This window comes from Streptomyces sp. Y309, from assembly GCF_056712025.1.
Window position 1 is genome coordinate 5,743,253 of record NZ_CM160048.1, and the last position, 26,872, is coordinate 5,770,124.

The window sequence follows — 26,872 nt, forward strand, 5'->3', positions numbered from 1 at the left end:
CGGCGGCGGTCTGTCCCACCCGAACGGGACACCCACCCCCGGGGGCCCGGGGGCGGAGCCCCCCACGCGGCGGAGCCGCAAATCGATGCAGCCGGGAAGGGGCGGGACTGGGGAAAGCCCCGCAGGGCCCCGCCTCCGCTACGCCACCGTAATGGCCACCCTCACCCTGGCCCTGGCGGCAGCCGGCGTCGCAGCCCTCGCCCTGGGCTCCGTACGCATCCCCCTCACCGAAGTGGTGGACATCCTCACGGGCCAGGCCCAAGCCCCGTCCCCGTACCGGACGATCGTCCTCGACGTCCGCCTCCCCAGGGTCCTGCTCGGCGCAGCCGTGGGCGCGGGCCTGGCAGTGGTGGGCACCACCCTGCAGGCCCTGGTCCGCAACCCCCTAGCGGACCCGTTCCTGCTGGGCGTCTCCTCGGGAGCCTCCGCCGCCGCGGTCTCGGTGATCGTGCTCGGCCTCGGCGCGGGCATGGCGACGACGGTGACGATCCCGGCGGCGTCCTTCGCGGGCGCGTTCCTGGCGCTGCTCGTGGTGTACGCCCTCGCCCGCGAGCCCGGCGGCGGCTTCACGACGAGCCGCCTGATCCTCGCGGGCGTGGCCGTCTCGTACGTCCTGTCCGCGCTGACCAGCCTGATCCTGGTCGTCTCGGCACGCGCGGACCACCTCAAGGAAGTCCTGTACTGGACGCTGGGGGGCCTCGGCAGCGCCCGCTGGGACATGCTCGCGCTGCCGCTGACCGTCCTCGCCCTCGGCACGGTCCTGCTGATCGCGCTGGCCCGCCCGCTGGATCTGCTCCTGGTCGGCGAGGAGGGCGCCACCGTGCTCGGCCTGGACACGGCCCGGTTCCGCGCGGGCGTCTTCGTGCTGGCCTCGCTGGTGACCGGCGTGCTCGTCGCGCACAGCGGGGCCATCGGCTTCGTCGGCCTGATGGTGCCGCACGCGGCCCGCATGCTGGTGGGCGCCGCACACCGGGCGCTGCTGCCGGTGGCCGCGCTGATGGGGGCGGTGTTCCTGGTGGTGGCGGACCTCGCGGCACGCACGGTGGCGGCGCCGCAAGACATCCCGGTGGGCGTGCTCACGGCGCTCACCGGCGGCCCGTTCTTCCTGTGGCTGCTGCGGCGTGGGCGGACGCGGGAGGAGGAGTCGGCGTGAAGCTGCGCACCGAAGACCTCACGTACGAGATCCCGGCGGGCCGCCGCCTCGTCGACGCCGTCTCACTCACCGTCTCCGCGGGCGAGACGGTGGGCCTGGTCGGCCCCAACGGCAGCGGCAAGACGACGCTGTTGCGCTGTGTGTACGGGGCGCTCAAGCCCACCGGCGGCCGGGTCCTGCTGGACGGCGAGGACCTGGCGGACGCGGGCGTGAAGGCCCGCGCGCGCCGGATCGCCACGGTCCCGCAGGACGGCCAGGCGGGCTTCGAGCTCACCGTCCGCCAGATCGTCGCCATGGGCCGTTCCCCGCACAAGCGCTTCTGGGAGGCGGACACGGCCGCCGACGAGGAGCTGGTGCGCGGCGCGCTGGAGCGGGTGGGCGCGGCGGCCCTGGCCGGGCGGTCCTTCGCGCGGCTGTCCGGCGGTGAGCGGCAACGCGTCCTGACGGCGCGGGCACTCGTCCAGGAACCGGCCGTCCTCGTCCTGGACGAGCCGACCAACCACCTGGACATCCGCTACCAGCTGGAGATCCTCGGCCTGGTCCGCGACCTCGGCACGGCCAACCTGCTCGCCCTGCACGACCTGACCCTGGCCGCGTACTACTGCGACCGTCTGTACGTCCTCGACGCCGGCCGCGTCGTCGCCTCCGGGCCGCCGAAGGACGTCCTCACCGGCGAGCTGCTCGCGGAGGTGTACGGGGTCGCGGCGGAGGTGGCGGTGCATCCGGCGACGGGGGCGCCGACGGTGACGTATCTGCCCGGTCTCCCCGGTCTCCCCGGGGCGCCGGGTCCGTAGGCGGTCGGTCCCGTCCGGCCCCGAAGGCGGCCGGTCCGGCCACCGAACGGATTCCGTCCGGCATCCGAGATCACATTCCGGGTCCTGGACCGGGAATCGATACGATGACCGCATGGTTTCGAACGACGTGAGCATTGATACGACGCCGGGCGCCCTGCTCGTCGGCCGGCTGCACGTCGACCTGTGCCGTCTCGCCAGCGCCATCTGTCGGCCCTGACGGGCGCCGCCTGCTGCCCCGCGGTCCTGTGCCGCGGCCGCCGCCACGCGCGCACTCCGCACCCCGCCGCGTGCGGACCCCCGCGCGTCCGTGCCACGATCCGCACCGGAACCCGAAGCCCGAAGCCCGCACCGGCCCTCCATCGGGCCCCCGGCCCCGGCCTCCGCACCACCCTCGGCAGTACCCCGACCCACTCCCGACAGGAGCCCTCCGCATGGCCATCGAGGTCCGCATCCCGACCATCCTCCGCACCTACACCGACGGCGAGAAGGCCGTCGAGGGCAACGGCGACACCATCGCCGCGCTCTTCGCCGACCTCGAGTCGCGGCACGCGGGCATCCAGGACCGGCTGATCGACAAGGACAAGGGCAACAGCCTGCGCCGCTTCGTGAACGTCTACCTCAACGACGAGGACGTCCGCTTCCTCGACGGCGTCTCCACGAAGCTCTCCGACGGCGACAGCGTCACGATCCTGCCGGCCGTCGCCGGCGGCATGGCCTGACAGGCCCGGTCACCGATGCGATACGACTCCCCGCTCGCGGCCGTCGGCAACACGCCGCTGGTCCGCCTGCCCCGGCTCTCCCCGTCGGCCGACGTGCGGATCTGGGCCAAGCTCGAGGACCGCAACCCGACCGGCTCCGTCAAGGACCGGCCCGCGCTCCACATGGTCGAACAGGCCGAGAAGGACGGCCGGTTGACGCCCGGCTGCACCATCCTTGAGCCCACCTCCGGCAACACCGGCATCTCGCTCGCGATGGCGGCCAGGCTCAAGGGCTACCGCATCGTGTGCGTCATGCCGGAGAACACCTCCCAGGAGCGGCGAGACCTCCTCGCGATGTGGGGCGCCGAGATCATCTCCTCGCCCGCGGTCGGCGGCTCCAACACCGCCGTACGCGTCGCCAAGGAGCTGGCGGCCGAGCACCCCGACTGGGTGATGCTCTACCAGTACGGCAACCCCGACAACGCGGGCGCCCACTACGCCACGACCGGCCCCGAAATCCTCGCCGACCTCCCCTCCCTCACCCACTTCGTGGCCGGGCTCGGCACCACCGGCACCCTCATGGGCGTCGGCCGCTTCCTGCGCGAGCACAAGCCCGACGTCAAGATCGTCGCCGCGGAGCCGCGCTACGACGACCTCGTCTACGGTCTGCGCAACCTCGACGAGGGATTCGTGCCCGAGCTCTACGACGCGTCCGTGCTCACCACGCGGTTCTCCGTCGGCTCCGCCGACGCCGTCACGCGTACGCGGCAGCTGCTGCGTGAGGAGGGGATCTTCGCCGGGGTCTCGACCGGGGCCGCGTTGCACGCCGCGATCGGTGTCGGCCGCAAGTCCGTCAAGGCGGGCGAGCCCGCCGACATCGTCTTCGTCGTGGCCGACGGTGGTTGGAAGTACCTCTCGACGGGTGTCTACACGGCGGAGACGGACGAGGAGGCCATAGCGGCGGTGCAGGGCCAACTGTGGGCGTAGGCCTTGCGGGGCGCTCCCCAAGCCCGCCCCTTCCCGAAACTGGGGGCTCTGCCCCCAGACCCCCGCTCCTCAAACGCCGGAGGGGCTAGACCTTGCCGGTGCGGCTGGGTTTTAGCCCGTCCGGCGTTTGAGGACGAGCCGCGGAGCGGCGATACGGGGGTCCAGGGGGCGGAGCCCCCTGGTTACGGGAAGGGGCGGGATTGGGGAAGGCCCCGCCAGGGCTAACCAGCCAGGTGCCGCACTTGGTCCCACAGCACGGGGTCGACGACCCCGGTCCGCCGCCGGAAGTCCCACACCGGGACCTTCCGGATCTCATCGGTCTCCAGAAAGCTGGGCCGCCCGTGCGCGTCCCCCACGGCCCCGGGCGGCAACGGAATCACCCCGGCCCGCTCGTCGTGGTACTTAGTGGTGATCTTCGCGACCCGCACGCTGTCCCCGCGGACACCCAGGACCAGACAGGGCCGATCCTTCCCCCCGGCCCCACCCTCGTAGGGCACCCGCGCCCACCAGATCTCCCCGGCGCGGGGCCGCGGCCGCCCACCCCGCTCCCGCCGGGGCGGCCGCCGCACATCCCGCCGCCGCCCCGGCCGCCCGGACCGCGCCCATCCGTCCACCAGAGTGACGACGAACGCGAGCACCACGACGGCGGCGAGCGCGAGCCACCACGACGTGTCCATGGGGACGACGGTACCGGCGGCCCCGCCCGGCCGCCCTCCCGTCTCCCGCCACCACCCTTATACGGAAGCGCTGCGCGCCCCGTCTCTCTGCGCCCCGGGGCCCCCGAACCGGTGACACCCCAGGTGAGTTCGCCCACAACGGCAGGCCACGGAGGAGCGAGCCGACCTTTCGCGCCTTACGCTCGACGGACCGCACGCCCCGATTTCCCCCGACCGCCAGCGTGGAGGTTCCAGCTCTATGAAGCTCACCGTCGTCGGCTGCTCGGGGTCGTTTCCGTCCGCGGACTCGGCCTGTTCGAGCTACCTCGTCGAGGCCGACGGCTTCCGGCTGCTGCTCGACATGGGCAACGGCGCCCTGGGCGAGCTGCAGCGCCACATCGGTCTGTACGACCTCGACGCGATCTTCCTCAGCCATCTGCACGCCGACCACTGCATCGACATGTGCGCGTACTTCGTGGCCCGCTACTACCGGCACGAGGGCGGCCGCTGCGCCCCCATCCCGGTGTACGGCCCCGAGGGCACCGAGCAGCGCCTGACCACGGCGTACGCCGACACGCCCTCCGCGTCCTCGATGAGCGAGGTCTTCGACTTCCACACGGTCAAGCCCGGCGCCTTCGACATCGGCCCGTTCTCGGTGCGTACGGAGAAGGTGTGCCACCCCGTCGAGGCGTACGGCATCCGGCTCGAGCACGGCGGCCGCTCGCTGACGTACTCCGGGGACACCGGGGTGTGCGAGGCACTCGACGAACTCGCCTCCGGCACCGACCTGTTCCTCTGCGAGGCCGCGTTCACGCACGGCAAGGAGAACATCCCCGACCTGCACCTCAACGGCCGCGAGGCCGGCGAGTCCGCCCGCCGCGCGGGCGCCGGGCGCCTGGTCCTCACGCACATCCCGCCGTGGACGGACCCCTCCGTGAACCTCGCCGACGCGCGGGAGGTCTTCACCGGTCCGGTGGAGCTGGCGGCCCCGGGGGCGACGTACGAGATCTGAGCCGCCGCGGCGGTACGACGACGGAGGGCCCGGAACCGATCGGTTCCGGGCCCTCCGTGTCAGGCAGAGGTGCGGCTCACGCCTTCGTGAGGTCCTCGATCTCCTCCTCGGGCTCGCGGCCCGGGGTGGGGATGTTGAACCTGACGATCGCGAAGCGGAAGACCACGTAGTAGACCGCCGCGAACACCAGGCCGATCGGGATGATCATCCAGGGCTTCTCGGCGAACTTCCAGTTCAGTACGTAGTCGATGGCGCCGGCCGAGAACGTGAAGCCGTGGTGCACCCCCAGGGCCCAGGTGACCGTCATGGCGATGGCGGTCAGCACCGCGTGGATCACGTACAGGACCGGGGCGATGAACATGAACGCGAACTCGATCGGCTCGGTGATGCCGGTGACGAACGAGGTGAGCGCGAGCGACATCATCATGCCGCCGACGACCTTGCGGCGCTCGGGCCGGGCCGTGTGCGTGATGGCCAGGGCCACGGCGGGCAGCGCGAACATCATGATCGGGAAGAAGCCGGACATGAACTGTCCCGCCGTCGGGTCGCCGTGCATGAAGCGCTGGATGTCGCCGTGCCAGACGGCGCCCGCGGAGTCCGTGAAGGAGCCGATCTCCTGCCAGGCGACGGTGTTCACGAACTGGTGCATGCCGACCGGAAGGAGCGCGCGGTTGACCACGCCGAAGATGCCCGCGCCGACCGAGCCGAGGTCGGTCATCCACTCGCCGAAGCTGGTGATCGCGTCGCCGACCGGCCCCCAGGCGAGACCGAAGAGGACGCCCATGCCGGTGCCGATGAAGGCCATGATGATCGGGACGAGGCGGCGGCCGTTGAAGAAGCCGAGCCAGTCCACCAGCTTGGTGCGGTGGAACCGCTGCCAGACCACGGCGGATATCAGGCCCATGATGATGCCGCCGAAGACCTTGGGGTCGTTGTAGGTCGCGGCGATGTCGGCACCCTTGGTGATCTTCGCCTCGGTGACCGGGAACGCCTTGAGGACGTTCGTGTAGACCAGGAAGCCGACGAGGGCGGCGAGGGCCGTGGAGCCGTCCGCCTTCTTCGCGAAGCCGATCGCGACACCGATGCAGAACAGCAGCGGCATGTTGGCGAACACGGCGTCACCGGCGTTGGCGAAGACCGTGGCGACCTTGCCCCAGCCGAGGCCGTCGGCGCCGAACACGTCCGGCTGGCCGAGGCGGAGCAGAATGCCGGCCGCGGGCAGCACGGCGATGGGCAGCTGCAGGCTGCGGCCCACCTTCTGCAGACCCTGCAACAGACCGGAGCCCCGCTTCTTCGCGGGCGCCGCCGAGGCGGTGGCCGTACTCATGACTTCCTCCATGTGCGGGTGCTGTCAGGGGGACAGTTGGGGGGTGCGACAGCAACCAGGTGGTCTACACCACTCACTGGTGTAGACCTGTTGTAACACGGTCAAGGCGACATAAGGAACCCACGATTCCTGTGGGGTCGGCCATAACGCCGCATCCACCACGAAAAGCCCCCGGACCACAGGGTCCGAGGGCCTGGCAATCGTATCGCGGAAGGTTCCGCTTCCGTGCCTACGCCTTGGTCTGCTCCTCGTCCAACGCCTCTGCCACTTCCTCCGGTTCACGTCCCGGAGTGGCCAGGTCGAACTTCTTGATCACGAAGAGGAACAAGAAGTAATAAACCACCGCGAAAGCGAGCCCGATCGGAATGATCAGCCAGGGTTTCGTCGCCAGGCTCCAGTTGATGACGTAGTCGATGAGGCCCGCGGAGAAGCTGAAGCCGTCCTTGACGCCGAGGCCCCAGGTGACCGCCATCGAGACGCCGGTGAGCAGCGCGTGGATCACGTACAGCGCGGGCGCGATGAACAGGAAGGAGAACTCGATCGGTTCGGTGATGCCGGTGACGAACGACGTCAGGCCGACCGAGAGCATCATGCCGCCGACGACCTTGCGGCGCTCCGGACGGGCCGCGTGCGTGATCGCGAGGGCCGCGGCCGGCAGCGCGAACATCATGATCGGGAAGAAGCCGCTGGTGAACTGGCCCGCGGTCGGGTCCCCGGCCAGGAATCGGTTGATGTCACCGTGCACGACCGTGCCGTCCGGCTTGGTGTAGTCGCCGAACTGGAACCAGACGAAGGTGTTCAGGAACTGGTGCAGGCCGACGGTGAGCAGCGCGCGGTTGGCCACGCCGAAGATGCCCGAGCCCAGCCAGCCGAGGTCCACCAGCCACTTGGAGAAGCTGGTGAGCCCGTCACCGATGGGCGGCCAGATCCACACGCACAGCCCGGCGAAGACCAGGCCGATGAAGGCCATGATGATCGGCACCAGGCGCCGCCCGTTGAAGAAGCCGAGCCAGTCCACCAGCTTCACGCGGTGGTAGCGCTGCCAGAACCAGGCGGACAGCAGCCCCATGACGATGCCGCCGAACACCCCCGGGTTCTGGTACGCGGCCTGGGCCGGCGTCCCGTCCTCGGCGACGCACACCCCGCTCCACATCCCCGCGCCCGCGAAGTCGGCGCCCGCCGGGCAGTCGTCGGGAAACGCGCGCAGGACCGCGTAGTAGACGAGGAAGCCCGCCACCGCCGCGAGCGCCGTCGACCCGTCCGCCTTCTTCGCCATGCCGATCGCGACGCCGATGCAGAACAGCAGGGGCAGGCCGAGCGAGGAGTCGAGCAGGGCGCCGCCCGCGGCCGCGAAGACCTTGGCCACGTTCGTCCAGCCGAGCCCGTCGTCGCCGAAGACGTCCGGCTGACCGAGCCGGTTGAGGATGCCGGCGGCGGGCAGGACGGCGATGGGGAGCTGGAGGCTGCGGCCCATCTTCTGCAAGCCCTGGAAGAAGCTGTTCCACCACTTCTTCCGCGGCACCGCGGCGGCGTCGGAACTCATCTGCGTTCCTCCCGGAACCAGCCAGGTTTGGCGGTCGTTGAAAACTGGTGTAGACCAGTCGCGGACGGGTAATCGGCACGCCCCCACGAGGGGTCGCACCTTGATCGTCATGATTGGGTACGGCTGCGGTGACCGCCCGCGAAGATGGGCCAACCGTGCGTTAACGTGACAAAGCGGACCTACGGTGTCGTGGCCGCGTCCTTTTCAGAGCAGGGAGAACACCATGGCCAGCAAGGCTGAGAAGATCGTTGCCGGGCTCGGCGGCATCGACAACATCGAAGAGGTCGAGGGCTGCATCACCCGCCTCCGCACGGAGGTCAACGACCCGAGCCTGGTCGACGAGGCGGCCCTGAAGGCCGCGGGCGCGCACGGCGTCGTGAAGATGGGCACCGCGATTCAGGTTGTCATCGGGACGGATGCGGATCCGATTGCCGCGGACATTGAGGACATGATGTAACGCTGCGCTGCGCTGCGCGTGCGTTGAGGGCCCTGTTCTGCTTGCCGGAACGGGGCCCTCACGCGTGCGTGGGCGCCGCAGATCGCGCTGCCGCGCTCGTCCTCAAGCGCCGGACGGGCTATTTCCCACCCACCCGCCCTTCCTGGGGCTCCGCCCCAGACCCCGCTCCTCAAACGCCGGAGGGGCTATTTTTCCCGCCCACCCACCCCATCACGCCCGAAGGGCGAAGCCCCGCCGGCCCCCACTCCGCCCGGAGGACGCAGTCCCACCCTCCCCCCCCACTCCGCCCGAAGGGCGAAAAGGGCGGGCGGGTGGGAAAAAGCCCGTCCGGCGATTGAGGACGAGCCGCGGAGCGGCGATCGGCGGGGGGCCGTCCCACCCGCGCGGGACACCCACCCCCGGCGGGGTCTGTCCCACCCGCACGGGACACCCACCCCAGCGGGGGTCCAGGGGACGGCAGCCGCCCACCCGCGGCGGAGCCGATGATCGATGTGGCGGGAAGGGGCGCCCGCGCGCGGAGCGTGCTGATGGATACAGCGGGGAAGGCCCCGGCAGGGCCCGATAGGCTCGCCCGCATGTCCAGAATTGACGGCCGTACCCCCGAACAGCTTCGCCCGATCACCATCGAACGCGGGTGGAGCAAGCACGCCGAGGGCTCCGTCCTCATTTCCTTCGGCGACACCAAGGTCTTCTGCACGGCCTCCGTGACGGAGGGCGTGCCCCGCTGGCGCAAGGGCAGCGGCGAGGGGTGGGTCACCGCCGAGTACTCGATGCTCCCGCGCTCCACGAACACCCGCGGCGACCGCGAGTCCGTCCGCGGCAAGATCGGCGGCCGCACGCACGAGATCAGCCGCCTCATCGGCCGCTCCCTGCGCGCCGTCATCGACTACAAGGCGCTCGGCGAGAACACCATCGTCCTGGACTGCGACGTCCTGCAGGCCGACGGCGGCACCCGCACCGCGGCCATCACGGGCGCGTACGTCGCGCTCGCCGACGCCGTCGCCTGGGCCCAGGGCAAGAAGCTGATCAAGGCCGGGCGCAAGCCGCTCACGGGCACGGTCAGCGCGGTCTCCGTCGGGATCGTGGGCGGCGTACCGCTGCTCGATCTCTGCTACGAGGAGGACGTGAAGGCCGACACCGACATGAACGTCGTGTGCACCGGCGACGGCCGCTTCGTCGAGGTCCAGGGCACCGCCGAGGCCGAGCCGTTCGCCCGTGAGGAGCTGAACGCGCTGCTCGACCTCGCCGTCGGCGGCTGCGTGGACCTCGCCACGTACCAGCGCGAAGCGCTCGAAGCGATCAAGTAGCGCAGCGCGCGGCCAAGTTGCGGTTTCGGCCGTTCGGCGGGGGAAGGCAACCGTCGAGGCCCGGACGGGCGTTCTTACGAGTGCGGGCGTACGGGCCAAGCCGTGCGCCCGTCCGCACCGGGGAGGGATTTACGCATGGCCGCGCGCCACCGCCGTACCGTTACCGCCATCGCCACCGCTCTGATCGCTGTCACGGCAGGCGCCGGCCTCGTGGCCTGCGACCCCGTCGACAAGGCCATCGACTGCGCCAAGACCGCCGACGACATCCACGACAACATCCAGGACATGCGGGAAGCCGTCCAGGACGCGGCCCTTGAGCCCAAGGACGCCGACAAGTCGCTCGACGACATCGAGGACAACCTCGACGACATCCGCGACAAGTCCGACGACACCGACGTGGACAAGGCCGTCGACCACCTGGAGAAGGCCGTCGACAACATCCGCGACGCCACCAAGGACGGCGGCGACAGGACGCCCGACATGAGCCCGGTCGGCGACGCGGCCAAGGAGCTGACGAACGTCTGCACCGACTGACCCGGACCGGCCGGGCCTCCGGCACGCCGTCACCTGTCACGCCGACGGGACGCGGGGCACGGCGAACAGGGCGGTGATGGGGCCCGATACTGGTCCCATGACCCGCCTCATCCTCGCCACCCGCAACACCGGCAAGCTCACCGAGCTCAAGGCGATCCTCGCCGACGCCGGGCTCGACCACGAGCTCGTCGGCGCGGACGCCTACCCCGACATCCCCGACGTCAAGGAGACCGGCGTCACCTTCGCCGAGAACGCGCTCCTCAAGGCGCACGCCCTGGCCGAGGCCACCGGACTGCCCGCCGTCGCCGACGACTCGGGCCTGTGCGTCGACGTGCTCGGCGGCGCCCCCGGCATCTTCTCCGCGCGCTGGGCGGGCCGGCACGGCGACGACCGCGCCAACCTGGAGCTGCTCCTCGCCCAGCTCGGCGACATCGACGATCCGCACCGCGGCGCCCACTTCGCGTGCGCGGCCGCCCTCGCGCTGCCGGACGGCACCGAGCGCGTCGTCGAGGGCCGACTGTCCGGCACCCTGCGGCACACCCCGTCCGGCACCGGCGGCTTCGGCTACGACCCGATCCTCCAGCCCGACGGCGACACCCGCACCTGCGCCGAGCTCACGCCGGACGAGAAGAACGCGATCAGCCACCGCGGCAAGGCGTTCCGCGCGCTGGCACCAGTGGTCCGCGAACTCCTCGGCTGACCCGGACAGAAAGTGTCCTGAACTCGGCAGGACCGCGATCGGCACATGTCCGGACACGGCGAAGGGCGCCCCACCCGGGGCGCCCTTCGTGCGTGTGCGGCCGGAGGGACTCGAACCCTCACGGGTGTTACCCCACTGGGACCTAAACCCAGCGTGACTGCCAGTTCCACCACGGCCGCGTGCCGGGCCCATCGTAATGGCCGCCCGGCCGAGCCTGCCCGGAGAGTCGGAACTTGCAAGCCACCGCGGCGGGTGGGGTGGTGGGCGGGGAAGGAGTCAGACGCCCAGATCCTTGATGATCTTCGCCACGTGGCCCGTCGCCTTCACGTTGTAGAAGGCGTGCTCCACCTTGCCGGCCTCGTCCACGACGACCGTCGAGCGGATCACGCCGGTCACGGTCTTGCCGTACAGCTTCTTCTCGCCGAAGGCGCCGTACGCCTCCAGGGTCTCCTTGGACGGGTCGCCGACCAGCGTGACCTTGAGGTTCTCCTTCTCGCGGAACTTCGCGAGCTTCTCCGGCTTGTCGGGGGAGACGCCGATGACGTCGTAGCCGGCGGCCGCGAGCACGTCCAGGTTGTCCGTGAAGTCGCAGGCCTGCTTGGTGCAGCCGGGGGTGAGCGCGGCGGGGTAGAAGTACACGATGACCTTGCGGCCCTTGTGGTCCGCCAGGGAGACGTCCTTGCCGTCGGCGTCGGGCAGGGTGAAGGCGGGGGCGGTGTCCCCGGGCTGCAGTCGCTCGCTCATTTACGGTCTCCTCGGGCGCCACGTGCGCGGGCGCGCACGCATAGGGATGTGGTGACGGAGTCGAGCGTAATAGGGGTGCCGTGGGGTGCGGCGAGGGCGGAGCTGACAGACTGTGGAACGACCGGAACGTCCGGGACCAGCACACACCCACGGAGGCAGCGCGGTGGCGGAAGCGGATGCCAGGACCCCTGCGCAGATCGAGGCGGACATCAAGCGCCGGCGCGACCAGCTCGCCGAGACCCTCGACGAGATCGGGGTGAGGGTCCACCCGAAGACGATCGTCGGCGACGCCAGGGCCAAGGTCGCCTCGAAGGTGGACCACTCGCTCGGCCGGGCCTACGTCGGGGCGAATCGCTTCGTCTCCGACGTGCGGCGCCAGCTCGTCGGAGAGGACGGGCAACCGCGCCTGGAGCGGATCGTGCCGGTGGCCCTGGTGGTGGTGGGCGTCGTGGGGTTCTTCACGGTGGGCTCCAAGCGCCGCAAGGGCTGACCCGGGGGCGTACAGGGCGCTCGCGGGCAGGTAGGTTCGGGGCGTGAGTGCCAACACACATGAACCAAGGACCCACGACGACAAGCTGCCGATCCGGATGCTGCACGACCGCGTGCTCGTCCGTCAGGACACCGCGGAGGGCGAGCGGCGCTCCGGCGGCGGCATCCTGATCCCCGCGACGGCAGCCGTCGGCAAGCGCCTGGCCTGGGCCGAGGTCGTCGCCGTGGGGCAGAACGTGCGCACGGTCGAGCCGGGCGACCGGGTCCTGTACGACCCGGAGGACCGGGCCGAGGTCGAGGTGCGGGGCGTGGCGTACGTCCTGATGCGCGAGCGCGACCTGCACGCCGTCGCCGCGGACCGCTTCGAGGGGTCCGAGGACTCGACGGGGCTGTATCTGTAGCCGTGACCTGTGGGGCTGGTGACCATCGTCACCAGCCCCTTTTGCGTGCCTTTTGCTACCTTGGAAGGACCCCGACGAGACGCGCCGTACCGGGATCCGCAAAGACGACGCACCCCTGAAGTCCAGTTTTCGGAGGTGCCGTCATGGCCTGGGTCCTGCTCGTCGTCGCCGGTCTGCTCGAGGTCGGCTGGTCGATCGGCATGAAGTTCACCGACGGGTTCACCCGCCTGTGGCCGAGTGTGTTCACCGGCGCGGGCATCGTCGCCAGCATGTTCCTGCTGTCGTACGCCGCCAAGTCCCTGCCGATCGGCACGGCCTACGGCGTCTGGGTCGGCATCGGCGCCGCCGGTGCCGCGGTCGTCGGCATGCTCGCGCTCGGCGAGCCCGCCACCGCGGCCCGGATCTTCTTCGTGGGCCTGCTCCTGGTCGCCGTCGTGGGCCTGAAGGCGACTTCGGGCCACTGAGCCCGGGGCGGGGCGAGGGCGCGGCGTCAGTCGCCGTTCCGGGCGCCCCGCCCCGTGTTCGTGCCCTGCGTGAGACCGCCCAGGGCGCCCTGCTGCCCGCCGTCGGCCGCCCCGCCGTCCGCGGTGCCGCCGTCGGCCGTGCCTCCGTCGGCGCCTCCGGTCGGCCCCTGGGTCTGGCCCTCGGTCGGCCCCTGGACCTGTCCCTGGTCCTGGCCCTGGGTCGGGCCCTGCGTCTGTCCCTGGTCCTGGCCTTGGGTCTGGCCCTGGTCCTGGCCCTGTGTCTGGCCGCCCTGGTCCTGCCCCGGCGTGGCGCCGCCGTCCGTGGCGCCGCCGTCGGCCGTGCCTCCGGTGTCCTCGTCGCCGGTCGCGCCGCCCGTGTCCTCCTCGCCGGTGTCCGGCTCCTCGGCGCTGCCCGACGGGTCCGGCTCCACCGGCACGTCCGCGCCGGCCTCCAGCTCCAGGTCGAACTCCTTGACGGGCTTGCCCTCCAGGGCGTCCTTGGTGAACTGCGCCCAGACGCGCGCCGGATAGCCGCCGCCGTTCATGCGCGTCTCGCCGAGCGCCCCGTACAGCGGGGTCTGCTTGGCCGTCGTCGGGTCCGCGCCCATGATCGAGACGACGGTCGCCAGCTCCGGCGTGTAGCCCGCGAACCAGGCCGCCTTGTCCTCCTCCGCCGTGCCGGTCTTGCCGGCCGCCGGGCGGCCCGCGGCGAGCGCCGCCGTGCCCGTGCCGGAGTCGACGACGCTGCGCAGCACTGACGTCGTGGTGTCCGCGGCCTCGCGGCTCACCGCGGTCTTCTCGCCGCGCTCCGGCAGCGCGACGTCCTCGCCGTCCTTGGTGATCTTCTCGACGATCGTGTACGAGCCGTGCTGGCCGTGGTTCGCGAGCGTCGCGTACGCCTCCGTCATGTCGAGCACGGACGCCGTGGACGGGCCGAGCGCGATCGACGGGGACGCGGTGAGGTCCGGGGTCTTCTCCGGGACGCCGAGCGCGACCGCGGTGTCCTTGACCTTGTCGGAGCCCACGTCGACGGCCATCTGCGCGTACACCGAGTTCACGGACTTGTCGGTGGCCTGGCGCACGGAGATGTCGCCGTAGTCGACGTCGTCCTCGTTGGCGGGCGCGTACTGGCCGCCGTCCCAGCCCTGCACCGGTCGGCGGTTGTTGCCGTCGTACACCGTGTTCGGCGTGATCGGCTGGCCGGACTGCGTGGTCGAGCCGTTCTGCACGGCCGAGGTGAACACGAACGGCTTGAAGGTCGAGCCGACCTGGTAGTCGCGCCGGGTCGCGTTGTTGACGAACTGCTTGGTGTAGTCGATGCCGCCGTACATCGCGACGACCTTGCCGGTCTTCGGGTCCACGGACGCGCCGCCCACCCGCACGTTCCGGTCGATCTTGCGGGCCTTCTTGTCGACCTTCGACATCACCTGGTCGTCGACGGCCTCCACGAAGGCGTCCTGCTTCGGCTTCTGCAGGGTGGTGGTGATGCGGTAGCCGCCCCGGCTGAGGTCCTTCTCATCGATGATCTTGTTCTCGATGAGGTAGTCGTTGACGGCGTCCTTCACATAGCCGCGCTGCCCGGACAGGCCCGCCGCGCCCTTCGCCTGCTTCGGCATCGGGAACTTCTGCTTCTGCCGGTCGGTGGAGGACAGCCAGCCCTCCTTGACCATGCCGTTCAGGACGTAGTTCCAGCGGCCCTCGGCGTTGGCCTTGTTCTCCGGGTGCGTCGCCACGTCGTACGCGTTCGGGGAGTTCACGAGCGTGGCGAGGTAGGCGCCCTGGGCCACGGACAGGTCCTCGATGTCCTTGCCGTAGTACGCCTGGGCGGCGGCCTGCACGCCGTACGCGTTGCGGCCGAAGTAGCTGGTGTTCAGGTAGCCCTGGAGGATGTCGTCCTTGCTCACCTCGCGGTCCAGCTTGATCGAGATGAAGAACTCCTTCACCTTGCGGGTGACGGTCTGCTCCTGACCCAGGTAGTAGTTCTTCACGTACTGCTGCGTGATCGTCGAGCCGGACTGCTTGCCCTTGCCGGTGACGGTGTTCCAGGCGGCGCGGAGCATCGCCTTCGGGTCGACGGCGGACTCCCCGTAGAAGTCCCGGTCCTCGGCGGCGAGCACGGCGTGCTGCACGTGCTTGGGGACCTTGGACAGCGGGACGTTCTCGCGGTTCGCGCCCTTGCTGTCGCGGGCGAGCTCGGTGCCGTCGGCGTACAGGTAGACGTTGGCCTGCTTGGTGGCCATGGCGTTCGCCGGCGGGATGTCGATGAGCAGATAGCCCGCGGTGAACCCGCCCGCCAGCAGCAGGACCACGAAGATGAACCCGGCGAGCACCATCCGCCAGGTCGGGAAGAGCCGCCGCCAGCCCTTGCGCTTGGGCCGCTTCTTCTTGCCGTTCTTGCCCGGGGGAGTGCCGGGGGGTGTTCCGGGTGCGCCGCCCGCGCCGCTCGGAGCGCCCTCGGACATCGCCGCGCTCGCGCCGGGGCCGTCCTCCGGCTCGCGGGGCGCCCACCCGGGGCGCGGCCGCCCCTGCGCGGCGGCGACGGGCCGGAGCTGCTGGGTGGAGGGGTCGGGGGCGCCCTGCGCCGAGGCGGCGCGGCCCTGCGGTGCGGCGGGCGGCCGGGTGCCGCCGAGAGGCGTGCCCGGGCCGGCGCCGGGGCCGGGCGGCGGGGGAGTGGGGGTGCCCTTGCCGAGGGCGGGGCCGCCCTGCCGGTCGGAGGCGCCGTTCTGCCGCGGCGCGGCACCGCTCGGCCGCCCGCTGGGGCGGAGCTGCTGCGTGGAGGGGCCGCCGTCCTTCGGGGCCGGGGGGCCGCTCGGCCGGTCCTGCGGGGTCGGGGAGCCGCTCGGCCGGTCCTGCGGGGCAGGGGCGCCGCTCGGCCGGTCCTTCGGGGCCGCCGGGCCGTCCTGCGCGGGCCGGGCCCGGTCCTCGCCGGACGCGTGGGATGTGTGGGACGCACGGGGCTCGTGGGACTTGCGAGACGTGCCAGATGCGCCGGACGCATGGGACGCGCCAGACGCGCCAGCCGCATTGGACGCGCCGGATGCACCGGATGTACGGGCCTCGCCGCCGGAAGCAGGGTCGCTCGGCTCCGGCCGGGAGGTCCGCTCGTCCGGACCGCCGGCGGGCCCGTCCTGCCGCGCGGCGGGTTCCCCCCGCCGGGCGGCGGGCTCCTCCTGCCCGTCGCCCGGCTGCCGCTGTGGCTCGTCGCTGCTCATGTCTCGCGGAACTCCCGGTTCGCGTCGTACATCTCGTACGCCTCATACATCCAGTACGCCTCGTACGACCCATTGCACACTGTCACCGCATGCCTTACTGACCAGGCACGCACCGCGCGGCGAAATTGCCTGGCACGGGCGGCCCCGCTCGCACTAGGCTCCTGCGCTTCGGTCCGGATTCGGACCGGGCGCGGTGGCCTTGCACGGGACGAGGCTCTCTGAAAGGGATGTTCGTGGGAACTGGACGGTTCCGCCTGTATGCGGCCGTCGCCGCAGGCAGCTTCCGGCGCTTCGCTACGTACCGGATCGCGACCGTGGCGGGTGTGTTCACCAACACCGTCTTCGGAGTGATCCTGACCTACACCTATATTGCCCTGTGGGACGAGAAGCCTGGACTTGGAGGATACGACCAGGCGCAGGCTCTCACGTACGTGTGGCTCGGGCAGGCCCTCCTGACGACCGTCGCGGTGATGGGCGGCGGCTTCGAGGACGAGCTGATGGCGCGCATCCGCACCGGCGACGTCGCCATCGATCTCTACCGCCCCGCCGATCTTCAGGCCTGGTGGCTCGCGGGCGACCTGGGCCGGGCGCTGTTCCAGCTCCTCGCGCGCGGCGCGGTCCCGATGGCGGTCGGCGGGCTCTGCTTCCAACTGGCCCTGCCGGGGGACCTGTTGACCTGGCTGGCCGCGACGGTCGCCGTGCTGCTCGGGGTGGTGGTCAGCTTCGCGCTGCGCTTCCTGGTGGCGCTCAGCGCCTTCTGGCTGCTCGACGGGGCGGGTGTGGCGCAGATGGCCTGGCTGGCGAGCCTGTTCTTCTCCGGGATGCTGCTGCCCCTGAACGTCTTCCCGGGCACGCTCGGCGAGATCGCCCGCGCGCTGCCCTGGTCCGCGCTGATCCAGGTCCCGGCCGACGTGTTCCTCGGCAAACACCAGGGGGCGGACCTGCTGGCGACGTACGCGTTCCAGGCTGGATGGGCGGCCGTGCTGCTCACGGCCGGGCGGCTGCTGCAGGCCGTCGCGACCCGGAGGGTGGTGGTGCAGGGTGGCTGAGCTGCTGCGACCCGATGAGCAGCGCCCCGATGAGCAGCGGGCCGAGCGGGCCGGGGACCGACCGGGGCCGCGCGGCCTGGCCGACGGCACCCCCGACCGCCCGCTGGCCCGGGCGCGGGACGGCCTGCGCGCCTACCGCATGATCAGCGCGATGTGGATCCGCTCCACCATGGCCTACCGCGCGTCCTTCGCGATGACGGCCCTCGGCAACTTCGCGGCGACCGCGCTCGACTTCGCCGCGATCCTGCTGATGTTCTCCCAGGTCGACGCGCTCGGCGGCTACCGGCTGCCCGAGGTCGCCTTCCTGTACGGCGCCGCGGCCACCGCCTTCGGCCTCGCCGACCTGGCGATCGGCTCGATGGACCGGCTCGGCAGGCGGGTGCGCGACGGCACCCTGGACACCCTCCTGGTGCGGCCCGCGCCGGTGCTCGCGCAGGTCGCGGCGGACCGGTTCGCGCTGCGCAGGCTGGGGCGGGTCACGCAGGGCCTGCTGACCCTCGGGTACGCCCTCCTCGCCCTCGACCTGACGTGGACGCCCCTGAGGGTCCTGCTGATCCCGCTGATGCTGGTCAGCGGCGCGGGCATCTTCATGGCCGTCTTCGTCGTCGGCGGGGCCTTCCAGTTCCTCGCGCAGGACGCCTCCGAGGTGCAGAACGCGTTCACCTACGGCGGCAACACGCTCCTGCAGTACCCGCCGTCCGTCTTCGGCAAGGACCTGGTGCGGGGCGTCACCTTCCTCGTGCCCATCGCCTTCGTGAACTGGCTGCCCGGCCTGTACGTGCTCGGCCGCCCCTATCCGCTCGGCCTGCCGTCGTGGGCCGCCTTCACGCCGCCGCTGGTGGCCGTCGCGTGCTGCGCGCTCGCGGGCCTCGCGTGGCGCGCGGGACTCCGCTCGTACCGCAGCACAGGGAGCTGATACGCCATGGCGACCATGGAGAACAGGGGCGATGGCGTGGTGGACGCCGACTTCATCGCGCTCGACGGCATCGAGAAGGTCTTCGACGTACGCAAGAAGACCGGCTTCCTGCGCCGCGAGCGGCACCAGGTGCGGGCCGTCGACGGGATCACCTTCCGGGTGCCGCGCGGCGAGATGGTCGGCTACATCGGGCCGAACGGCGCCGGCAAGTCGACCACGATCAAGATGCTGACCGGCATCCTCACGCCAAGCGGCGGCCGCCTGCGGGTCGCGGGCATCGACCCGGCGCGCGAGCGCACCCGGCTCGCCCGCCGCATCGGCGTCGTCTTCGGCCAGCGCACCACCCTGTGGTGGGACCTGCCGCTCATCGACTCGTACCGCCTGATGCACCGCATGTACCGGATCCCCGACCGGCGGTACGCCGAGAACCTCGACCGCTGCGTCCAACTCCTCGACCTGGGCGCCCTGCTGGACGTCCCCGTACGCCAGCTCTCGCTCGGGCAGCGGATGCGCGGCGACATCGCGGCGGCGCTCCTGCACGACCCCGAGGTGCTGTATCTGGACGAGCCGACGATCGGCCTCGACGTGGTCAGCAAGGCGAAGGTCCGTGAGTTCCTGCGCGACTTGAACGCAGAGTCGGGCACGACGGTGCTGCTGACCACGCACGACCTCACCGACATCGAGCAGTTGTGCAAGCGCGTGATGGTCATCGACCACGGGCGCCTGATGTACGACGGGCCGCTGGCCGGGCTGCACGAGGTGGGCGAGAGCGAGCGCACCCTCGTCGTCGACCTGGAACGCGAACTGCCGCCCCTGGAGGTCGAGTCGGCGCGGGTCGTGAAGGTGGAGGGGCCGCGGCAGTGGCTGGCGTTCCCGGCGGCGGCGTCGGCCGCGCCGCTGGTCGCCGCCGTGGCGGCGCGCTATCCCCTCGTCGACCTGTCCGTGCGCGAGCCCGACATCGAGGCCGTGATTGCCAAGATGTACGCGGACCGGGCGACCTCGTAGGCTGCCGGTATGACGGACGCCGAGCCCACGCCACCGCCGGAGGAGCCGCCCGCCGCCGGACGGGACGCCTCCGGGCCGCCCGCCGCCCGGCCCGGTCATGCCGAGCCGATCCACACCGAGCCGAGCCACGCCGAGCTGCGGGCCTCCGACGCCGACCGCGAGCGGGTCGCCGAGGTGCTGCGCGAGGCGATGGCCGAGGGGCGGCTCGACCTGGAGGAGTTCGGCGAGCGCCTCGACGCGGTGTATCAGGCCCGTACGTACGGCGATCTCGCGCCCCTCACCCGCGATCTGCCCTCCGCCGTGCCGCCCGGGTCCAAGGTGTCCATGGTCAAGCACGCCGAGGGCGAGGGCTCCGGGGAGATCGACTGGCGCGAGCGGATCGTCGGCGGCGAGCCCTCGTCCACGGGGGCGTTCGCGTTCTGGAGCGGGTTCACCCGCAAGGGCGGGTGGACGATCGGGCGGCTGTTCACGTCGTTCGCGATGTGGGGCGGCGGGGAGATCGATCTGCGCGAGGCGCGGTTCGCGGAGCGGGACGTCGTCATCCGGTGCTTCGCGCTCATGGGCGGCATCCAGGTCACCGTGCCGCCCGAGCTGAACGTCAACGTCAAGGGTTTCGGGATCATGGGCGGCTTCGGGGACGACGCCACCGGGGTGGGCACGCCCGGCTCGCCCCGCGTCACGGTCACCGGGTTCGCCCTGATGGGCGGGGTGAACGTCGAGCGGAAGCTGCGCAAGGCGGTGCGGGCGCGGCAGCGGGCGGAGCGGCGGCGGCTGCATTAGCCCTGCCGGGAGGCTCCCCGCTGCGTCCATTAGCGCGCTCCGCGCGCGGGCGCCCCTTCCCGTAACCAGGGGGCTGCCGCCCCCAGACCCCCGCTGATCGCCGCTTCGCGGCTCGTCCTCAATCGCCGGACGGGCTAAAACTCTGCCGCACCGGCGAAGTAATCAGCCCCTCCGGCGTTTGAGGAGCGGGGGTCTGGGGGCAGAGCCCCCAGTTTCGGGAAGGGGTGGGACTGGGGAAGCCCCCGGCAGGGACAGAACCTCACAGCTCCGCGGCCGACGTGCCCTTCAGGTCGGACAAGTTGAAGGTCTCCGCCATCCGGCGGAACCCGGCGTCGCTGGGGTGGAGGTGGTCCCCGGAGTCGTACCGACGCAGCAGGGCCCGGGGATCGTACGGATCGCGCAGCGCCTTGTCGAAGTCGACGACCTCGTCGAAGACCTTGCCGGCGCGGATCTCGTCGTTGACGGCGCGCCGCACGCCCTCCAGGGCGGGCGTATAACCCCGGTGCCCGCCGAACGGCGTGAGCGTCGCCCCGACGACCCGCAGCCCGCGGGCATGCGCCTGCCGGGTCAGCTCCCGCAGCCCGTCGGCGATACGCCGGGCGTCGGTCTCCTGATTGCGCAGGATGTCGTTGATGCCGAGGGCGATGACGACGGCCTTCACGCCGGTGCGGCTGAGCACGTCGCGGTCGAAGCGGGAGAGACCGCTCGGGTTGGCGCCGGGCCCGCCCCGCACGCCGGGCCTCCCGTCGGACAGGACGCGGTTGCCGCTGATGCCCTGGTTCACGACGCTGTAGCGCGGCGCGCCGGACTCCGCGCGCAGCCGGTCGGCGAGGACGTCGGTCCAGCGGCGGTTGGCGCCCATGGTGGAGGAGATGCCGTCGGTGATGGAGTCACCGATGACGACGACGGTGCCGTCGCTCTCGCTGCTGAGGACGTCGACGGCGGAGAGATAGCGCCAGTACGGGGTCTGCTCGTGGTACGCCGACCCGCTCGGGTCCTCGGTGTGGTCGCCGTCGGCGACGTACGAGATCTGGCGGGCGTGCGGGTGGTACGTCACCGGCCCGGACGCGGCCGGGGAGAACGTCGTGACCAGCAGGTCCGCGTCGTGCGGCACGCGCAGCCGGGCGGCGTCGCTGACGATCTGCCGTCCCGGCGGGATGACCACCGAGGTGTCGCCGCGGAAGGTGAGGCGGCGCAGGCTGTCGACGGCCGCGGCCGGGTTGTTCGAGGCGGCGGCCACGGCGACGGAGGCGTGCGTGATGGTCAGCGGCTGCGTGCCGTACAGGTTCGACAGGGTGATGCGGACGCTCTCGCCGCCGACGCTGGTGTGCACCACGTTGCGCACAGAGCGGCCCGCCATGCCGCGCGTCTCGGTGCCGGGCTCGGCCCCCGCCGGTGAGGCGGACCAGGTGCCGACCCAGGTGCCCGCCGAGGCCGGTGCCGCGGAGTTGCGGGGCCCGCGCGGACTGGCGCTGAGCTGGTCCTTCGCGTCGTCGTCGGCGCCCGTGACGCCGATGTATATGGCGGCCGAAACGGCCACGATGACCGCGAGCAGTGCGGCCAGCAGTGCATAACCGTGACGCTTGGTCATGCGGGCTGTGTCTCCTCGGGCAGGGGGAGCCCGAGGCTCCGGTGTGAACACCCCATGATGCGTCATGGGCCGCGAGGGAGCCGACAGTGCCCCCCTCCGCTCACTCAGACGCCGGGAACTTGTGGTTCGTTCCGGGAGTCGGACTAGAAGGACGGCTGGAAGGACAATGCGTACGAGGGATACGTACGTACGAGCAGCACGGAACGCGACACGAAGACGGGGCGCCAGGGATGGAACGTACGAAGGCGGAGGAATCGGCCGGGACGGGCAGGGAACAGCATGCCCGCGCCGGCCACTCCCCAAGCGCGGCCGGCGGACCGCTCGGCCCCGGCGGCTTCAGCGAGGCGGACGAGGAGAAGCAGCGCGGCGTACGCCGGATGAAGCTGACCGCGACGGGCCTGCTGCTTTTCGTCGCGGTCGTGTACGTGCTCGCGAAGTGGGCGCAGAACACGGGCGCCGGCGCCTGGGCCGGATATGTCGCGGCGGCGGCCGAGGCGGGCATGGTCGGCGCGCTCGCCGACTGGTTCGCGGTGACGGCGCTGTTCCGTCACCCCCTGGGCATCCCCATCCCGCACACGGCGATCATCCCGAAGAAGAAGGACCAGCTCGGCGCGTCCCTGGGCGATTTCGTGGGCGAGAACTTCCTCTCCCAGAACGTCGTCCGCCAGCGGCTGCGCGCCGTCGGCATCGGCAGCCGCCTCGGCGCCTGGCTGGCCGAGCCGCAGCACGCCGACCGCGTGACCGCCGAGCTCGCCACCGCGCTGCGCGGCGCGCTCACCGTCCTGCGCGACTCGGACGTGCAGGCCGTCGTCGGCGAGGCCATCACGCGCCGCGCGGACGCCCAGGAGGTCGCGCCGGGCATCGGCAAGATGCTGGAGAAGGTCGTCGCGGACGGCGGCCACAAGCGGGTCGTGGACCTGGTGTGCGTGCGCGCCCACGACTGGCTGGTGCTGCACGGGGACTCGGTGATGGTCGCGGTGCAGGGCGGCGCGCCCGGCTGGACGCCACGCTTCGTGGACAAAAGAGTCGGCGAGCGCGTCTACAAAGAACTCCTCCGCTTCGTCACCGAGATGCGGGACATGCCCGAGCACCCCGCCCGCGGCGCCCTCGACCGCTTCCTCACCGACTTCGCCTCCGACCTCCAGTCCGACACGGACACCCGCGCGCGCGTGGAGCGCCTCAAGCGCGAGGTGCTCGCCCGCGGCGAGGTCCAGGACCTGATCGCCTCCGCCTGGTCCGCGGTCCGCCAGATGATCGTGGCCGCCGCCGAGGACGAACGCAGCGAACTCCGCCTGCGCGTCCGCGCCTCCCTCCTCTCCCTCGGCGCCCGCATGTCCACCGACGCCCGCCTCCAGGACAAGGTCGACGGCTGGGTCGAGGGCGCGGCGGTGTACGTCGTGACGACGTACCGCAACGAGATCACGTCCCTCATCACGGACACCGTCGCGGGCTGGGACGCCGAACACACCTCGAAGAAGATCGAGGCCCACATCGGGCGCGACCTCCAGTTCATCCGGATCAACGGCACGGTGGTGGGGTCGTTGGCGGGGTTGGTGATCTATACGGTTTCGCGGGCGCTGGGGGGTTAGCCGACCCGCGCGGACCGCGCCGGGGGAGGGGAAGCCCTGTCCGGTTGAACTTGCACAGCTAGGCCGGAAGGGAGAAGCCCTCGGGCGGCGAGCCCTCGACGAACAGCATCCCCACCTGAGCCTTTCCCTCTCGTATCTCCCGGGCCCGGCGGTACTCGGGGGAGTCGTACCACTCCCGGATCCGGTCCATGTCGGGAAACTCGATGACCATGAACCGGGAGGAGTCCCAGGTGCCTTCGACGGGCTCGGGCGTGGAGCCCGCGACCAGGTATCGGCCGCCGTGGCTGAGGATGGACTTCTGGGCCACGGATGCGTAGGCCAGGCCGGCCTCCTCGTCGAGCACATCGACGTTGACAATGACGTAAGCAGGCATGGGATTCCCCGTTCCGTTGGACACGGCGTGTACGTGTCACGGTAGAGACTATGGACACCGCTGCCCTGCTCGGCGGCGCGGGCACCGCCGCCTGGCAGTAGAGCTCAACTGCTCGACTGAGTACGCGTACTCATGCCCGGCCCCACCGGAACCGCCATCGTCGTACACATGAACGCACTGAGCCCTCTGCTGAGCGCATCGAGCCCGCTGCGGAACGCGCTGAGCCCGCTGCGCGGCCGCCCGCCCGCCGAGCGCTGGGCGACGCGCCTGCTCGGCGCGGGTCTGGCCGCCGCCGCGTACCTCCTCTTCCTGCCCTGGGACCTGCGCAACCGCCCCGAGACGCCGGGCGCGATCAACGAGACTTCGCCGGTGACCGACACGGGCATCACGCTCGTGGTGATCACCGTGCTGGCGCTCGCCGCCTATTTCGGCTTCCGCGACCGCCTGCGCTGGACGCTCCCCGTGGTGACCGTCCCGCCCGCCGCCCTCCTCCTTGCTTCCTTCCTCACGCACGAGGAGCAGGACGCCTCGCTCTGGCCGCTGGCGTGGCTGGTCTTCGTGATGGCCGGGGGCGGCGTGGTGCTGGCGGTGGCGGGGTTCGCGCGGCAATTCAGGGGGCACGGTCTTTCGGCATAGTCAGCCGCCGGACGGGGCGGGGGTGTGGCCGCCGGGGGGCGTACGGGGCGTACGGATTGCGGCAGTTGAGGGAGCGGGCGCCGTCGCCCCTGCCGCCCCCGCCACGCCGGTGCCGTACCCACTGCCCTCCCGCACCAGGAAAAGAACCGGCCCCGGCGAGGTGGGAGCGCTCCCGCTCTCCTCACACCTGCTCGCGCGCCGATGGCTGAATAGCAGGACATGCAGCGCGATGACCCAGCCGTCCCAAAGCCCTGCTTTACGACCGGAAGAGCCCGTTACGTCGAGGACAGGCGCCGCCTACGTTGAGGTCCGCCCGATGGCCGGTTGCCCGCTTGGGCACCGCCCCTCTCTCGTACGGAGGTTGACGCATGGCTCCGATCATTCCGGACGGCGAATACTGGATCAAGAACGCGGCGTTCGAGGACCTGTACGTGGACCTGAGCGGGGGCTCCACCTCCCCGAACACCCCGATCATCGGCTGGGATCTGCACAAGGGCACCAACCAGAAGTGGCGCATCACGACCACCAACGGCGTGAACCAGTACGTCATCAAGAGCGCCGCGGGCGACTCGTACGTCTCGCAGGCCGACGTCCGCATCTACCCGCCCCTGATCGCGGGCCAGACCGTCCCGCTCCAGTGGTCGATCGAGCCGGTCGGCGACAACCTGTTCCGCATCGCCTTCGTCTACGCCAACGGCGTCATCAGCCTCCCGTCGGACAGGAGGGGCACGCAGCTCAACCTGGAGGAGTGGATCGGGGAGCGGAACCAGAAGTGGGTGTTCGAGTCGGCGTGACGGTTTGAGTCCCTGGGGGAGCCGACAGGCTGAGGTCCTGGGGAAAGCTCGGCCCCGTGCACCGGGTTGGTGTACGGGGCCGTTTGCGCGTACCGAGTGGGGCCTCGGTCGTAGAGGGCGGCCGAGGGCCGCTGTTGGCGTCAGCCGCGGCGGCGGTCGACGGCCACCCAAGAGGCGAGCGCCACGCTCCCGGCGACGCCGAGGACGGCGGGCCAGGCGCCGACCTTCTTGGCGAGAGGATGCGACCCGGCGAACCCGGCGACGTACGCGGCGCTGAGCGCGGCAGCCGTCTTCGCCCCGGCTTGCTGCCGCCACTGCTGCGCGGCGGCGGCTCCGGCTACGGCGAGGACGGCTCCGCCGAGGGGGCGCTTCTTGGTGAACCGGGCGGTGGCGTAGCCCCCGACGAGGCCGCTCGCGGCCACCGCTGCTGCCGGAATCTTCGCCATGATGGGTCCGCCTCTCGGTGACACGCCCTTGATGTTCCTTGGCCAGAGGCTAACGCGGGGCGATGAGCCGCCGGGCACTGGGATCAGAGCTTCGGCTTCACCGGGGACGGCAGTGCGGCCGCCCACTCGGTGAGGGCGCCAGCCGCGGTCGAGCGCAGCTTGCCCTCGACGGATACCTCGGCCAGGAGTCGGCGTTCGCCGTTCGGAAGGGCCAACTCCCGGTAGTACTGGAGGTCTTCGAAGCCGCTGACCGCGACGTCGTGACTGGTCGCCGCGTACACGAGACGGGGGAGCCGTGCCCAGTAGCAGGCGGTGAGGCGCATCGAGCACGGCTCGCTGCTCGAATACATCACGCCGTCCTCCATGAGGTGGCGCCCGAGGCTCTGGCCCGCGTCGCGCAGGGCCATGACCTCGGCGTGGGCGGTCGGGTCATGCAGCTCGACGACGGAACTCGTCCCTGTGCCGACGGTCTCGCCGTCCACCACCACGAGGGCGCCGAAGGGCGTCTTGCCCTCGTCCTCGAGTGCGCGGCGGGAGAGGTCGATGGCTTGTTCCAGGAACGTGCGGTCCTGCTCGCTCTCCGGGGCATAAGGCAACGGAATCTCCCTCACATGTGGACCGACGGATCCGCATCGCTGAACGGCCCGTCCAGGTTCACGTCGTAGCTGGTCAGTGACGGCCAGTACACGTTACGCGGCCGAAGAATTCGCAAGCGCCTATGTCAGTTCGCGCATGCCTTCATTCCTGTGATCCGGGGGAAGCTTCCGATTTACACTAATGACAGCTCGGAAGAGCTCAGGGGTCAGCCCATAGTACTCCCAAGCGTCATCGATATTGCGCTCTGCAATCTTCGCTGCAAAAGAGCCCCAGCATTGATTCTCGAGCGAGTCGCCAAGCGGAACTTTGCGCTCGCTGATCGCATCAGCAAGCTGCCGAAGTCTATCGGCGTGAACGGCCGTCATGGTTGGCTCCTTAGCGATGCCGTCCTACCTGGGCATCTGAGCGAGCTGACGAACGATGCAATCTCAGCTTCCGCCGTGTTGAGATCGCCTGCAACTCAAGCAACAACGGGATTTGGCGAGATCTCTGTGGTGCAGGAGAGAATGTGCAGCAACATGGGCAACCGATAATACCCGGCACGCCAAGTAAAATGGTTCGGGCGAGAACTGCGCGCCGGGTGGACAGCCCGCCGCGCGTCAGGCCGGTGCTGGACTG

Annotated in this window: 30 protein-coding genes, 1 tRNA gene and 1 riboswitch; of the genes, 20 read left to right on the forward strand and 11 right to left on the reverse strand. The window is 71.0% G+C overall.

Annotation, left to right across the window (positions count from 1 at the left end; translation table 11 throughout):
* Positions 1-85 precede the first annotated feature (85 nt).
* The 5 genes from AC0KTA_RS23470 (at position 86) to AC0KTA_RS23490 (ending at position 3,632) form a co-directional block, all read left to right on the forward strand.
* Complete coding sequence (locus AC0KTA_RS23470; RefSeq protein ID WP_481050193.1) at positions 86-1,153, forward strand: FecCD family ABC transporter permease; 1,068 nt, start codon at positions 86-88, stop codon at positions 1,151-1,153.
* Positions 1,150-1,947: an ABC transporter ATP-binding protein gene (locus AC0KTA_RS23475; RefSeq protein WP_481050194.1), complete on the forward strand. Its 798-nt coding sequence runs from the start codon at positions 1,150-1,152 to the stop codon at positions 1,945-1,947. The genes AC0KTA_RS23470 and AC0KTA_RS23475 overlap by 4 nt, the downstream gene beginning before the upstream one ends.
* 112 nt (positions 1,948-2,059) lie before the next feature.
* A complete protein-coding gene (locus AC0KTA_RS23480; protein ID WP_016638880.1) occupies positions 2,060-2,164 on the forward strand; it encodes a putative leader peptide in 105 nt (34 codons plus the stop codon).
* Positions 2,165-2,378: 214 nt separating this feature from the next.
* The gene (locus AC0KTA_RS23485; RefSeq protein ID WP_481050195.1) at positions 2,379-2,666 is read left to right on the forward strand and encodes a MoaD/ThiS family protein; all 288 of its coding nucleotides are present in this window, start codon (positions 2,379-2,381) and stop codon (positions 2,664-2,666) included.
* A 15-nt stretch (positions 2,667-2,681) separates the two neighbouring features.
* Positions 2,682-3,632: a PLP-dependent cysteine synthase family protein gene (locus tag AC0KTA_RS23490; protein WP_481050196.1), complete on the forward strand. Its 951-nt coding sequence runs from the start codon at positions 2,682-2,684 to the stop codon at positions 3,630-3,632.
* A gap of 221 nt (positions 3,633-3,853) precedes the next feature.
* Here the strand turns inward: AC0KTA_RS23490 and AC0KTA_RS23495 are convergent, their stop codons facing one another.
* Positions 3,854-4,309, reverse strand: coding sequence for a type II toxin-antitoxin system PemK/MazF family toxin (locus AC0KTA_RS23495; protein WP_481050197.1), 456 nt, complete (start codon positions 4,307-4,309; stop codon positions 3,854-3,856).
* 238 nt (positions 4,310-4,547) lie between these two features.
* On the opposite strand from AC0KTA_RS23495, the gene AC0KTA_RS23500 reads away from it, so the two are divergent.
* Positions 4,548-5,300, forward strand: coding sequence for an MBL fold metallo-hydrolase (locus tag AC0KTA_RS23500; RefSeq protein WP_481050198.1), 753 nt, complete (start codon positions 4,548-4,550; stop codon positions 5,298-5,300).
* A gap of 76 nt (positions 5,301-5,376) precedes the next feature.
* On the opposite strand, the gene AC0KTA_RS23505 is transcribed toward AC0KTA_RS23500, so the two are convergent.
* Both AC0KTA_RS23505 and AC0KTA_RS23510 read right to left on the reverse strand, forming a co-directional pair.
* On the reverse strand, positions 5,377-6,627 hold the full coding sequence (locus AC0KTA_RS23505; RefSeq protein ID WP_481050199.1) for a PTS transporter subunit EIIC: 1,251 nt from the start codon (positions 6,625-6,627) through the stop codon (positions 5,377-5,379).
* A gap of 229 nt (positions 6,628-6,856) precedes the next feature.
* Entirely contained in the window at positions 6,857-8,170 is a 1,314-nt protein-coding gene (locus tag AC0KTA_RS23510) for a PTS transporter subunit EIIC (protein WP_481050200.1), read from the reverse strand.
* Between the two features lie 223 nt (positions 8,171-8,393).
* Between AC0KTA_RS23510 and AC0KTA_RS23515 the strand changes: the two genes are divergently transcribed.
* The 4 genes from AC0KTA_RS23515 (at position 8,394) to rdgB (ending at position 11,168) form a co-directional block, all read left to right on the forward strand.
* Positions 8,394-8,627, forward strand: a complete 234-nt coding sequence (locus AC0KTA_RS23515) for a PTS sugar transporter subunit IIB (RefSeq protein WP_189730386.1) — start codon at positions 8,394-8,396, stop codon at positions 8,625-8,627.
* 575 nt (positions 8,628-9,202) lie between these two features.
* Entirely contained in the window at positions 9,203-9,934 is a 732-nt protein-coding gene (rph, locus tag AC0KTA_RS23520; RefSeq protein WP_481050201.1) for a ribonuclease PH, read from the forward strand.
* Positions 9,935-10,069: 135 nt separating this feature from the next.
* Positions 10,070-10,468 (forward strand): hypothetical protein, encoded by a 399-nt coding sequence (locus AC0KTA_RS23525; RefSeq protein WP_481050202.1) that lies wholly within the window; start codon positions 10,070-10,072, stop codon positions 10,466-10,468.
* A gap of 97 nt (positions 10,469-10,565) precedes the next feature.
* On the forward strand, positions 10,566-11,168 hold the full coding sequence (gene rdgB, locus AC0KTA_RS23530) for an RdgB/HAM1 family non-canonical purine NTP pyrophosphatase (protein ID WP_481050203.1): 603 nt from the start codon (positions 10,566-10,568) through the stop codon (positions 11,166-11,168).
* A gap of 95 nt (positions 11,169-11,263) precedes the next feature.
* On the opposite strand, the gene AC0KTA_RS23535 is transcribed toward rdgB, so the two are convergent.
* Together AC0KTA_RS23535 and bcp are read right to left on the reverse strand one after the other, a co-directional pair.
* Positions 11,264-11,347 (reverse strand) — tRNA-Leu (locus tag AC0KTA_RS23535).
* Between the two features lie 97 nt (positions 11,348-11,444).
* Positions 11,445-11,912 (reverse strand): thioredoxin-dependent thiol peroxidase, encoded by a 468-nt coding sequence (gene bcp / locus AC0KTA_RS23540; RefSeq protein ID WP_481050204.1) that lies wholly within the window; start codon positions 11,910-11,912, stop codon positions 11,445-11,447.
* Positions 11,913-12,075: 163 nt separating this feature from the next.
* Here bcp and AC0KTA_RS23545 point away from each other — a divergent pair, with 163 nt between their 5' ends.
* The 3 genes from AC0KTA_RS23545 (at position 12,076) to AC0KTA_RS23555 (ending at position 13,266) form a co-directional block, all read left to right on the forward strand.
* Positions 12,076-12,402 carry a DUF3618 domain-containing protein gene (locus AC0KTA_RS23545; RefSeq protein WP_481050205.1) on the forward strand — a complete coding sequence of 109 codons (327 nt, stop codon included), beginning with the start codon at positions 12,076-12,078 and terminating at the stop codon, positions 12,400-12,402.
* Between the two features lie 97 nt (positions 12,403-12,499).
* Positions 12,500-12,802 carry a GroES family chaperonin gene (locus AC0KTA_RS23550; protein WP_106967814.1) on the forward strand — a complete coding sequence of 101 codons (303 nt, stop codon included), beginning with the start codon at positions 12,500-12,502 and terminating at the stop codon, positions 12,800-12,802.
* Between the two features lie 43 nt (positions 12,803-12,845).
* Positions 12,846-12,916: riboswitch (guanidine-III (ykkC-III) riboswitch) on the forward strand.
* A 29-nt stretch (positions 12,917-12,945) separates the two neighbouring features.
* Complete coding sequence (locus AC0KTA_RS23555; protein ID WP_481050206.1) at positions 12,946-13,266, forward strand: DMT family transporter; 321 nt, start codon at positions 12,946-12,948, stop codon at positions 13,264-13,266.
* Between the two features lie 26 nt (positions 13,267-13,292).
* Here AC0KTA_RS23555 and AC0KTA_RS23560 read toward each other — a convergent pair whose 3' ends face one another.
* On the reverse strand, positions 13,293-15,599 hold the full coding sequence (locus tag AC0KTA_RS23560; protein ID WP_481056534.1) for a transglycosylase domain-containing protein: 2,307 nt from the start codon (positions 15,597-15,599) through the stop codon (positions 13,293-13,295).
* 1,106 nt (positions 15,600-16,705) lie between these two features.
* Here AC0KTA_RS23560 and AC0KTA_RS23565 point away from each other — a divergent pair.
* Genes AC0KTA_RS23565 through AC0KTA_RS23580 form a run of 4 tightly spaced genes read left to right on the forward strand, consistent with a single transcriptional unit; the run spans position 16,706 to position 20,228 of the window.
* Entirely contained in the window at positions 16,706-17,527 is an 822-nt protein-coding gene (locus AC0KTA_RS23565; RefSeq protein WP_481050207.1) for an ABC transporter permease, read from the forward strand.
* Positions 17,520-18,443 (forward strand): ABC transporter permease, encoded by a 924-nt coding sequence (locus AC0KTA_RS23570; protein ID WP_481050208.1) that lies wholly within the window; start codon positions 17,520-17,522, stop codon positions 18,441-18,443. The genes AC0KTA_RS23565 and AC0KTA_RS23570 overlap by 8 nt, the downstream gene beginning before the upstream one ends.
* Positions 18,444-18,449: 6 nt before the next feature.
* Positions 18,450-19,448 carry an ABC transporter ATP-binding protein gene (locus AC0KTA_RS23575; RefSeq protein ID WP_481050209.1) on the forward strand — a complete coding sequence of 333 codons (999 nt, stop codon included), beginning with the start codon at positions 18,450-18,452 and terminating at the stop codon, positions 19,446-19,448.
* A 9-nt stretch (positions 19,449-19,457) separates the two neighbouring features.
* Positions 19,458-20,228, forward strand: a complete 771-nt coding sequence (locus tag AC0KTA_RS23580; protein WP_481050210.1) for a DUF1707 SHOCT-like domain-containing protein — start codon at positions 19,458-19,460, stop codon at positions 20,226-20,228.
* 259 nt (positions 20,229-20,487) lie between these two features.
* On the opposite strand, the gene AC0KTA_RS23585 is transcribed toward AC0KTA_RS23580, so the two are convergent.
* The gene (locus AC0KTA_RS23585; protein WP_481050211.1) at positions 20,488-21,819 is read right to left on the reverse strand and encodes an SGNH/GDSL hydrolase family protein; all 1,332 of its coding nucleotides are present in this window, start codon (positions 21,817-21,819) and stop codon (positions 20,488-20,490) included.
* A 230-nt stretch (positions 21,820-22,049) separates the two neighbouring features.
* Here AC0KTA_RS23585 and AC0KTA_RS23590 point away from each other — a divergent pair, with 230 nt between their 5' ends.
* Positions 22,050-23,408, forward strand: coding sequence for a DUF445 domain-containing protein (locus AC0KTA_RS23590; protein ID WP_481050212.1), 1,359 nt, complete (start codon positions 22,050-22,052; stop codon positions 23,406-23,408).
* A gap of 58 nt (positions 23,409-23,466) precedes the next feature.
* On the opposite strand, the gene AC0KTA_RS23595 is transcribed toward AC0KTA_RS23590, so the two are convergent.
* Complete coding sequence (locus AC0KTA_RS23595) at positions 23,467-23,781, reverse strand: DUF1330 domain-containing protein (protein WP_481050213.1); 315 nt, start codon at positions 23,779-23,781, stop codon at positions 23,467-23,469.
* Positions 23,782-23,949: 168 nt separating this feature from the next.
* Here AC0KTA_RS23595 and AC0KTA_RS23600 point away from each other — a divergent pair, with 168 nt between their 5' ends.
* Complete coding sequence (locus AC0KTA_RS23600) at positions 23,950-24,417, forward strand: hypothetical protein (protein WP_481050214.1); 468 nt, start codon at positions 23,950-23,952, stop codon at positions 24,415-24,417.
* Between the two features lie 368 nt (positions 24,418-24,785).
* Entirely contained in the window at positions 24,786-25,211 is a 426-nt protein-coding gene (locus tag AC0KTA_RS23605; RefSeq protein WP_481050215.1) for an RICIN domain-containing protein, read from the forward strand.
* A gap of 140 nt (positions 25,212-25,351) precedes the next feature.
* On the opposite strand, the gene AC0KTA_RS23610 is transcribed toward AC0KTA_RS23605, so the two are convergent.
* From AC0KTA_RS23610 to AC0KTA_RS23620, 3 genes are all read right to left on the reverse strand, one after another.
* Positions 25,352-25,657: a hypothetical protein gene (locus AC0KTA_RS23610; protein WP_481050216.1), complete on the reverse strand. Its 306-nt coding sequence runs from the start codon at positions 25,655-25,657 to the stop codon at positions 25,352-25,354.
* Positions 25,658-25,740: 83 nt separating this feature from the next.
* The gene (locus AC0KTA_RS23615) at positions 25,741-26,253 is read right to left on the reverse strand and encodes a nucleoside deaminase (protein ID WP_481050217.1); all 513 of its coding nucleotides are present in this window, start codon (positions 26,251-26,253) and stop codon (positions 25,741-25,743) included.
* A gap of 120 nt (positions 26,254-26,373) precedes the next feature.
* Positions 26,374-26,619 (reverse strand): hypothetical protein, encoded by a 246-nt coding sequence (locus tag AC0KTA_RS23620; RefSeq protein ID WP_481050218.1) that lies wholly within the window; start codon positions 26,617-26,619, stop codon positions 26,374-26,376.
* Positions 26,620-26,872: the final 253 nt, after the last annotated feature.